The sequence below is a fragment of the Streptomyces sp. T39 genome, from assembly GCF_008042045.1.
Classification (GTDB): Bacteria; Actinomycetota; Actinomycetes; order Streptomycetales; family Streptomycetaceae; genus Streptomyces.
The window spans coordinates 1-8,769 of the sequence record NZ_RDBP01000135.1; the positions used below are offsets into that span (position 1 = coordinate 1).

Below are 8,769 nucleotides of genomic sequence, written 5' to 3' on the forward strand. Positions count from 1 at the left end.
CGCAGCATGTCGCGCAGCATGTCGTGCCGGGCGATGACCGCGCGCAGGCTGCGCTCCAGGCGGTCGGTGTCGAGTCCGGTGCGTTCGAGTTCGAAGTAGATGTGGGTGGAGACGCCGCCGAGTTCGACGGCGGAGCCGCGCCCCACCCAGTAGGCGTGCTGGATGTCGGTCAGCGGGAAGGGCTCGTGGCGTTCCTCCGGGCGCGGCACCAGGGCGGGCGCCGCGGGCGCCGCGGACATCCGGAGCATGGCCACCAGGTCGTCGCGGTGGGCGCGCAGGTCGTCGCGCAGCCGCGGGGTGAGGGCGCCGGCCGGGGCCACCACGTCCAGCCCGCCGTCGTTCAGGCGGAGCTTGATGCCGTGCCGGCGCAACTCGCCGAGCAGGTCCTGAATCACCGTGGATCTCCTCCGTCTCCGGCTGCCGTGGTCGTCCGGGCCCCGGGGGCCCGGACGGGGGTGCCGTCCAGCGCGTCGGCGACGATGTCCGCCGACGGGCCGGAGAGCAGGGTGTGGTGGGTGCCCGGCACCCGGCGGGTGTCGACGGCACCGGTCGTCAGGGCGGACCAGCCCCAGTCGGGGTCGTCCGCGTGGGGGTGGCCGGCGAACTCGCTGACCTGTCCGTCGGTGGCGCGCAGCACGGTGACGTCGGCGGCGACCGGGGACGCGGCGAACCGGTTGCAGGCGTCCACGACCGCGCGGAACACCGCGAAGGTGTCGGCCAGTTCGCCCCGGTCGGTGCCGGGGGTCGCGAGGCCGCGCTCGCGCAGCGCGTCGAGCGCCGTGCCGAGCCGCTCCGCCACGGGCGCCCCGGCGGGGCCGGTGAGGGTGCCGGCGCCCGGTGTCCGCGCGTCGAAGCCGATGTCGAGGTCCTCCAGGAACCAGAGCAGCATCCGGGTCTCGTCCACCGGGTCCTCGGCGGCCCGGACACCGGGCAGCGGGGCCGGCGAGTCGACGACGACGAGCCGTTCGACGCTCTCCCCGCGCTCCTCCAGCAGCCGGACGACCTCGGCGGCGATCACCGCGCCGGACGACCAGCCGCCGATCCGGTACGGCCCGTGGGGCCGCTCCGCCGTGATCGCCTCGGCGTACAGCGCGGCGAGGGCGGGCACGTCGTCCACCGGTTCCCGGCCGGTGGCCGGGCCGGGCGCCTGGAGGGCGAGGAAGGGGCGGTCGCGGGCCTCGGCGAGGCCGCGGTAGCAGAGCACGTTGCCGCCGGCGGGGTGGACGAAGAACCAGGGGTTCCCGTCCCCGCCCGACAGCCGCACGAGCGGGCCGAAGTCGCCGGGCCGGTCGTCCAGCCACGCGGCGAGCTCGGCGACGGTGCGGCGTTCCAGCAGGGTGCCGAGCGGGACACGGTGCCCGAGGGTGCGGGCGATCTGCCCGATCACCCGCAGTGCGGTGAAGGACTGCCCGCCGAGGTCGAAGAAGTCGTCGTGCGCGCCGACGCGTTCGCGCCCGAGCACCGACCGCCAGATCTCCGCCAGCGCCCGCTCGGTGGGGGTGCCGGGCGCGCCGGAGGTGCCGTCCCCGCCGGTGACGGCCGGGCTCATCGCCTCCAGCGCCTTGCGGTCGACCTTGCCGTTGGAGGTCAGGGGCAGGGCGTCCAGCACGGTCACATGGCTGGGCACCATGTAGCCGGCGAGGCGCCGGGCGAGCGCCTTCTGCACCTCGGCGGCCGCAGGGGCGGGCCGTCCCTCCTCCGCCGTCAGGTACGCCGCGAGCTGCTTGCCGGAGTCGGTCGAGCGGGCCACGACGGCGGCCCGGGCGACACCCGGCAGATCGAGCAGCGCGTGCTCGATCTCACCCGGCTCGACACGGAAGCCCTGGATCTTGACCTGGAAGTCCGTCCTGCCGAGGAACTCGATGTCCCCGTCCGGCAGCCGCCGCCCCAGGTCGCCGGTCCGGTACAGGCGTTCACCGGTACCGGGACGGCGGACGAAGGCGGCGGCGGTCCGTTCGTCGTCCCCGAAGTAGCCGAGGGCGACGCCGACGCCGCCGATGTACAGCTCGCCCGGGACCCAGTCGGGGGTCTGCCTGCCGAGGTCGTCGAGGACGTACCAGCTCTGGTTGGCGAGCGGTCTGCCGTACGGGATGCTCGTCCACCGCGGGTCGGTCCGGTCGACGGGGTGGCAGATCGACCAGATGGACGCCTCGGTGGCGCCGCCGAGAGCGACCACCCGCGCGCCGGGGGCCACCGCCCGGATGCGGTCGGGCAGTCCGACCGGGATCCAGTCGCCGCTGAGCAGCACCGTCCGCAGCCCGGGGAAGGTGAGTCCCGCTCCCTCGGCCTCCTCGACGAGGAGCTGCATCAGGGCGGGCACGGAGTTCCACACCGTGACGCCGTTCTCGCCGAGGGCCCGGGCCCAGGCGGCGGGGTCGGGCGGGCCGGGGTCGGCGAGCACCAGCCGGGCGCCGGCCTCCAGCGCGCCGAAGATGTCGTAGACCGACAGGTCGAACCAGAGCGAGGACACCCCGAACAGCACGTCCACGCCGCTGATGCCGAACCGGGTGTTGATGTCGACGACGGTGTTGAGCGGCCCGCGGTGGTCGAGGACGGCGCCTTTGGGGCGTCCCGTGGAGCCGGAGGTGTAGATGACGTAGGCCGGGTCGCCGGGGTCCCGCGCAGGGGCCGGGGCCGGCGGGGTGCCGTCCCGCGGGGGCGTCCCGGCGGCGAGCACCGGCGCGCCGGTCAGCGCGGCGAGCTCGTCCCGCCGGCCGGCCGTGGTCAGCACGGCGGCCGCCGCGATGTCCGCGAGGACGTAACGCACCCGGTCCGCGGGCCAGTCGGGGTCGACGGGCACGTAGACGGCGCCCGCCGTCAGCGCGCCGAGGACCGCCGCGATCTGGTCCGCCCCGCGCGGCGCGGCCACGGCGACCATGTCGCCGGGCGCGACACCGGCCGCCCGCAGCGCGCCGGCGGTGTCCCGGGCCCGTGCCGCGAGGTCGCCGTATCCGAGGACGGCGCCGCCGGCGACGACCGCCGGCCGCTCCGGCGCCTCCGCCGCGCGGCGTGCCAGCGCGTCGTGGAGCAGTCCGGCGGGCGCCTCTCCGGCAGGGGCGTTGAGCGCGGCGATGCGCTCGCGCTGGTCGTCGGGGAGCGGGGCGAACGCCCGCTCCCCCCAGGCGTCGTCGCCGGCGGCCAGGCGCAGCACGATCGAGCGGTACGCCTCCTGCATCGCGTCGACGAGGCCGGGCGGGAACATGTCCTCGATGACGTCCCAGATGACCCAGAGGCTGCCGTCCCGCAAGTCCCAGAACTCGCAGTCGATCAGGGTCTGCGGCGTCTCCAGCAGGCTGTCCACGGGCCGTTCGGCCCCGCCCACGAAGAGCGCGCTGCCGACGGCGAACGGACACACCGCCTTGCCGGGGGTGCGCCGGTGCTGGTTGAGCGCCTGGAGCACCTTCACACCGCTCCAGTAGACGTGCTCGACGTCCTTCAGGACCTGCTTCTGCAGCCGCAGGGCGCGGTCCTCGAACGCCTCGTCGTGCCGCCAGTCGACCTCCAGCGGGTAGAGCGAGGCGAAGTTGCCGAAGACCTCGCCCATCTGCGGGTGGAGCGGCAGCCGGTGGGTGATCATGTTGTTGAGCAGGAAGTGCCGGGACCCGCTCCAGTAGGAGAGCACCTCGGCGTGGACGGCGCACAGCACGTTGGTGGTCGTCAGGCCGCGGGCGGCGGCCTTCTCCTTGACCGAGGCCCAGACCTCGGGCGCGAAGAGGAGTTCCCGGCGCTCCAGCCGGGAGCGCCGCCGCGGGTCGGCGCCGTTCGCCAGCGGTATCTCGGGGGCTCCGGGCCAGTCGGCGATCCGGTCCGTCCAGTACCTCCGGGACGCCTGGCCGAGCGGGGACTCCTCCAGCTCGGCCAGGGCGAGCACGCAGTCCCGGTAGCTGATCTCCAGCTCGGGCGGCGCGTAGCCGGGGTCCGCGTAGCGCCGCAGCACCGTCTCGATGAAGCGCAGGGTGGCCGGGGCGTCGCTGAAGAGGTTGTTGTTGTTGTAGTGGAGCTTGGCCGTGCCGTCCGGCAGCAGGCTGACCCGCATGTCCACCCAGGGCCACCGGTCGTGCACCGGCTCGCGGCGCTTCATCTCGGCGCGGACCCGCTCGATGTGCGCCGAGACGCCGCCGGCGTCCTCGCCGCGGACGTCGTAGACCTCGATCCGGGCGGGCGCCGGGTCGCGGACCGTCTCCAGGCGCAGGTCGTCCCGCACCACGACGAGGTTCCTGCGCTGGTGCTCGAGTTCCCTGTTGAGCGCCTTCTCCAGCCGCCCCGGGTCCGCCTCGGCGAGGTCGTACTCCATGTACTGGTGGGGGCGTACGTAGTACTCGAAGCCCTCCCGGCTGCCCATGATGAAGGACATCTGGAGGTCGGACGGCGCGAACGGCTCGTAGAGGTTCGCCTCGTCCGCCTCGACGAGCGGCAGGTCCCCGGCCGGCTCGCGCCGCTCGCGGCTGCTGCCGAGCCAGGCGACGAGGCCGGGCTTGTGGCGGGCCAGCCGCTCCCGCAGCGCGGGGGTGAGCGCTCCCCTGGGGGCGATGACGTCGATCCTGTCGTCCGCGGCGAGCCGCAGTCGGATGCCCGCCCGGGCGAGGTCGTCGATCAGGGCGGGAACCTCGGCCGTGCTGTGATCGGTCACGGCGTGGTCTCCTTGTCCGCCGGTTGACGAGTCGTGGGGGCCGGGATGCGGCCGTTGCGGGAGCGGCGGGGCGGTCACAGCGTCAGCACCTCGGTCTCGGCGTCGTCGTGCTCCTCGTCGTCGGCGGCCAGCACGCTCATCGCGGCCAGCTGACGGCAGATCAGTTCGGCGATGCCGCGGGCGGTGCCGCCGCCGAAGAGGAAGTCGGCGGGGACGTCCGCGAAGAAGTCGGCCCGCAGCCGGTTGCGCAGCCTGATGGTGGTCAGCGAGTCGAAGCCGAGCTCGTTGAGGTGCCGGTGCCCGAAGGCGGGGCGCATCGCCTCCCGTTCGGCGTCGGACAGGCCGAGGACCGAGGCGACCACGTCGAGCAGCCGGCCGAGCACTGTCCCGGGCGCCTCCTCGGGCCGTTCGACGACCAGCCGTGCCAGGTCCTCCGCCGTGCCGCCCCCGCCGCCGGCGACCTCGCCGGTGCCGGCCGGCACCAGCTCGGCGAGGAGGGTGTCCGGCCGGGTGCGGCCCGCCGCGGCGGCGAACCGCGCCCAGTCGACCGCGCCCACGGCGACATGGCCGGGGCCGCCCGCCGGGACACGGTCGAGGGCGTCCAGCGCCTCGTCCGCCGTCATCCCGTGGAGGCCGAGGGCGGCGAGGTCCCCGAGGAGGCCGCGGTCGGCCGCCATGCCCGTCCCGGCCCAGGTTCCCCAGCCGACGCTCAGCGCGGGAAGGCCCTCGCGACGGCGGTGGAGGGCCAGCGCGTCGAGGAAGCTGTTGGCCATCAGGTAGCCGGGCTGGCCGGCCAGTCCGGTCAGCGCGCCGAGCGCGGAGCAGAGCACGAAGAAGCCGAGGTCGAGCCCGCGGGTGCGGCGGTGCAGCAGCCAGGCGCCGGCGACCTTCGGATCCATCGCCCGGCGCAGACCGTCCCAGTCCGCCTCCTCGACGAGCGCGCCGTCGGTGACACCGGCGGCGTGCACGACACCGTGCAGGGGCGGCAGTCCGGCCTCCACGTGGGCGAGGACCCGGTCGAGGGCGGTCTCGTCCGCGACGTCCGCGGCGAGCATCTCCACGCGCACACCGCGCTCCCGGAGGGCGGCGACGGGCGCGGGAGTCCGCTCGGGCACGGTCCTGCCGACGAGCAGCAGGGTGTCCGCGCCCCTGTCGGCGAGCCGGGCGGCGACGGCGAGGCCGATGCCGCCCAGGCCGCCGGTGATCAGGTACGTCGCACCGGGCTTGACCGGGAGGGGGCCGGGTGCGTCCTCCTCCGGCGGCAGGGCCGGGGCGGCCCCGGTGTCCTGGAGCCGGGCCTCGTACCAGCGGCCGGCGCGTACGGCGAGGTGGCCGGATCCGGCGAGGGCCGCAGCCCGGTCGAGGATCTCGGCCGGCGCGGGCGCCGGGGCGCCCGCGTCCAGGTCGACCTGGACGCAGGTGAGTTCGGGGTGTTCGGCGACGACCGCGCGGGCGAGGCCCGTGAGCACCGCCCGGGCCGGGGACACGGACCCGCCGTCCGGGGCGGCCGCTCCCGCCGTGCACAGGACGATGTCGGGGCGCTGGGCGGCGAAGGTCCGCAGGAACGTCCCGAGCACGGCGGTGGTGTCCCGGGCCAGCCGGTAGGCGCCGGCGACGACGCGCTCGTCACGGGTGCCGTGAGCGGCCGTGTCCGTGGCCGCGTCGTCGTCCGAGGCCGTGCCCGCGTCGGCGTCCGTGAGCAGGATCAGCCCGCGGACGGCGCCCCCGGTCCGGCGGACGCCCTCGAAGGCGGCGTGTGCGGTGTCCTCGGGACCGTCGGTACCGGGCGCGGTGTGCACCGCCGTCGCCCGGACGCCGCGCGCCGCGAGCTGCGCGCACCAGGCGGCGAGGGCGTCGCGGTCGGTGCCGCAGACGATCCAGTCGCCCTGCCCGGCGGCGGACGCGGCCGGGGCGCCGGGCTCCGTGGCCGCCGGCCGCCAGGTGACGGCGTAGGTCCGGGCGGCCGGCGCCCCGGCGGTGTCGGGCACGGAGCGGGGCACCGCCCGGAAGCGCAGTCCCTCGACGACCGCCAGCACGTCACCGGTCGGGGCGAGGACGTCGAGGTCGAGCAGGACGTCCGCGGTGCCCTCCGCGGCCCGGCGGCGGGCCCGGCAGGTGACCTCCGGGGGCAGCGGGGCGTACACGTCGAGGCGTTCGACCCCGACGGGCACCCGGAGGGCGCCGTCGTCGGCGAAGGCGATCAGCGTCTGGAAGCAGGCGTCCAGCACGACCGGGTGCAGCAGATAGGCGTCCTTGTCGCGGGCGGCCTCCGGCACCTCGATCCGGGCCACCGCGCGGTCGCCGTCGCGCCACACCCGCCGCAGCGCGCGGTAGGCGGATCCGTAGTCGAGGCCGATGTCACGGTAGGCGTCGTACAGCCGGCCGGTGGGCAGTTCCCGCATCTCCGCCGCGGGTTCCGGCAGCGGGGCAGCAGCGGGCGCGGGCCGGTCGCAGGGGCCGGCGGCGCCCGCCGTGGCGTGTTCGGTCCACTGCGCCGGCCCGTCGGGGCGCCGGCTCAGGCACCGGACCCGGCGGGTGGGGGACGTCCCCTCGGCCACCGCCTGCACCCGGACCGGGCCTCCGTCGGCGGGTAACGGCAGGAAGGCGTCGAAGGTCACGTCGCGCAGCGTCCAGCCGCCGGGCGCCGGCTCCCCGGCGGGGCGGACGGCGGCGAGCGCCCATTCGAGCATCGCGCTGCCGGGCAGCACCGTCCGGTCCGCGACGACGTGTCCCTCGACGAACCAGGGGCTGGTGGCGGTGAGTTCCCCGGCGAACCAGCTCTCCCGGCCGGACGCCAGCTCGATCCGCGCACCCAGCAGGGGATGGGCGTCACCGGCGCGGCCGTCGCCCGTTCGGCGGGCCGTGCCGGGCTCCAGCCAGTGGCGCCGGCCCTGGAAGGCGTAGGTCGGCAGGTCCACCTCGGGCGTCCGCCCGTCGTGCCCGATCCTGGGCCGCTCCACCGCGATGTTCGCGACGTGGATCCGCGCGAGGGCCGACGCGAGGGTCCTGGCCTCGGGGCGGTCGCGGTGGAGCGAGAAGGCGAGGGTGGGCGGTGGCGTGGTGGTGCCGGCCGCCGCGCACGCCTCGACGAACGCGGTGAGGGTGGCGTCGGGGCCGAGCTCCAGGAAGGTGTGGACGCCTTCGGCGAGCAGCGACCGGGCCCCGTCCATGAAGCGGACCGTCTCGCGCAGGTGCCGGACCCAGTAGTCGGGGGTGCGCAGGTCGTCCCCGGTGGCGGGCAGGCCCGTGAGCTCGGAGACGACGGGCACGGCGGGCGGGTGGTAGGTGAGGGTGCGGGCCACCGCGCGGAACTCGTCGAGGACGCCGTTCATCATCGCGGAGTGGAAGGCGTGGCTGACGCGCAGGCGGGTCGTCCGCCGTCCGCGCGCCTCCCAGTAGGCGGCGATCTTCTCGACGGTGGCGTCCTCGCCGGAGATGACCACCGACCGCGGTGCGTTGACCGCAGCGACGGAGACGCTGTCGCCGAACTCGCCCAGGCAGACGCGCATCTCGGACTCGTCGGCCTCGACGGCGGCCATGGCGCCGTCGTCGGGGGCGGCCTCCATCAGCCGGGCCCGGGCGGCGACCAGCGTGCAGGCGTCGGGCAGGTCCAGCACACCGGCGGCGTGGGCGGCGGCGATGCCGCCCACCGAGTGGCCCAGCAGCAGGTCGGGGGCCGGCCCCATGGACCGGACGAGCGTGTGGAGAGCGGTCTGGAGGGCGAAGATGGCCGGCTGGGCGTAGCCGGTGCGGTCCAGCAGCGCGGCCTCGGGCGAACCCGGCTCGGCGAACATCACCTCGCGCAGCGGGCGGTCGAGGTGGCGGTCGAGCTGTTCGCAGACCGTGTCCAGCGCCTCGGCGAAGACGGGGTAGGTGCGGTACAGCTCCGCGCCCGTGCCGGGCCGTTGGGAACCCTGCCCGGAGAAGAGGAACGCGGTCCTGCCGCGTCCGGGGGGCGCGGTGAACACCTGGGCGGAGTTCTCGTCGCGGGCGAGGGCGTCGAGCCCGGCCAGCAACTCGTCCCGGTCCTCACCCACCACCACCGCCCGGTGATCCAGCAACGCCCGCGTCGACACCAGCGAACGCCCCACCTCCGCCGGCCCCACCCCCGGACGCTCCTCCAGGAACACCCGCAACCG

The 8,769-nt window shown here is 75.8% G+C and carries 2 protein-coding genes and 1 pseudogene; all 3 read right to left on the minus strand.

All coding sequences use genetic code 11. From position 1 onward, the window contains the following. Positions 1-395, minus strand: a pseudogene (locus EAO77_RS36080) (hypothetical protein); the annotation flags it as partial. Next, the gene (locus EAO77_RS36085; RefSeq protein ID WP_147992522.1) at positions 392-4,630 is read right to left on the minus strand and encodes a non-ribosomal peptide synthetase; all 4,239 of its coding nucleotides are present in this window, start codon (positions 4,628-4,630) and stop codon (positions 392-394) included. The gene EAO77_RS36085 and the pseudogene EAO77_RS36080, both read right to left, overlap by 4 nt. 74 nt (positions 4,631-4,704) lie before the next feature. Then, a complete protein-coding gene (locus tag EAO77_RS36090; protein WP_222723743.1) occupies positions 4,705-8,736 on the minus strand; it encodes an SDR family NAD(P)-dependent oxidoreductase in 4,032 nt (1,343 codons plus the stop codon). Positions 8,737-8,769 lie beyond the last annotated feature (33 nt).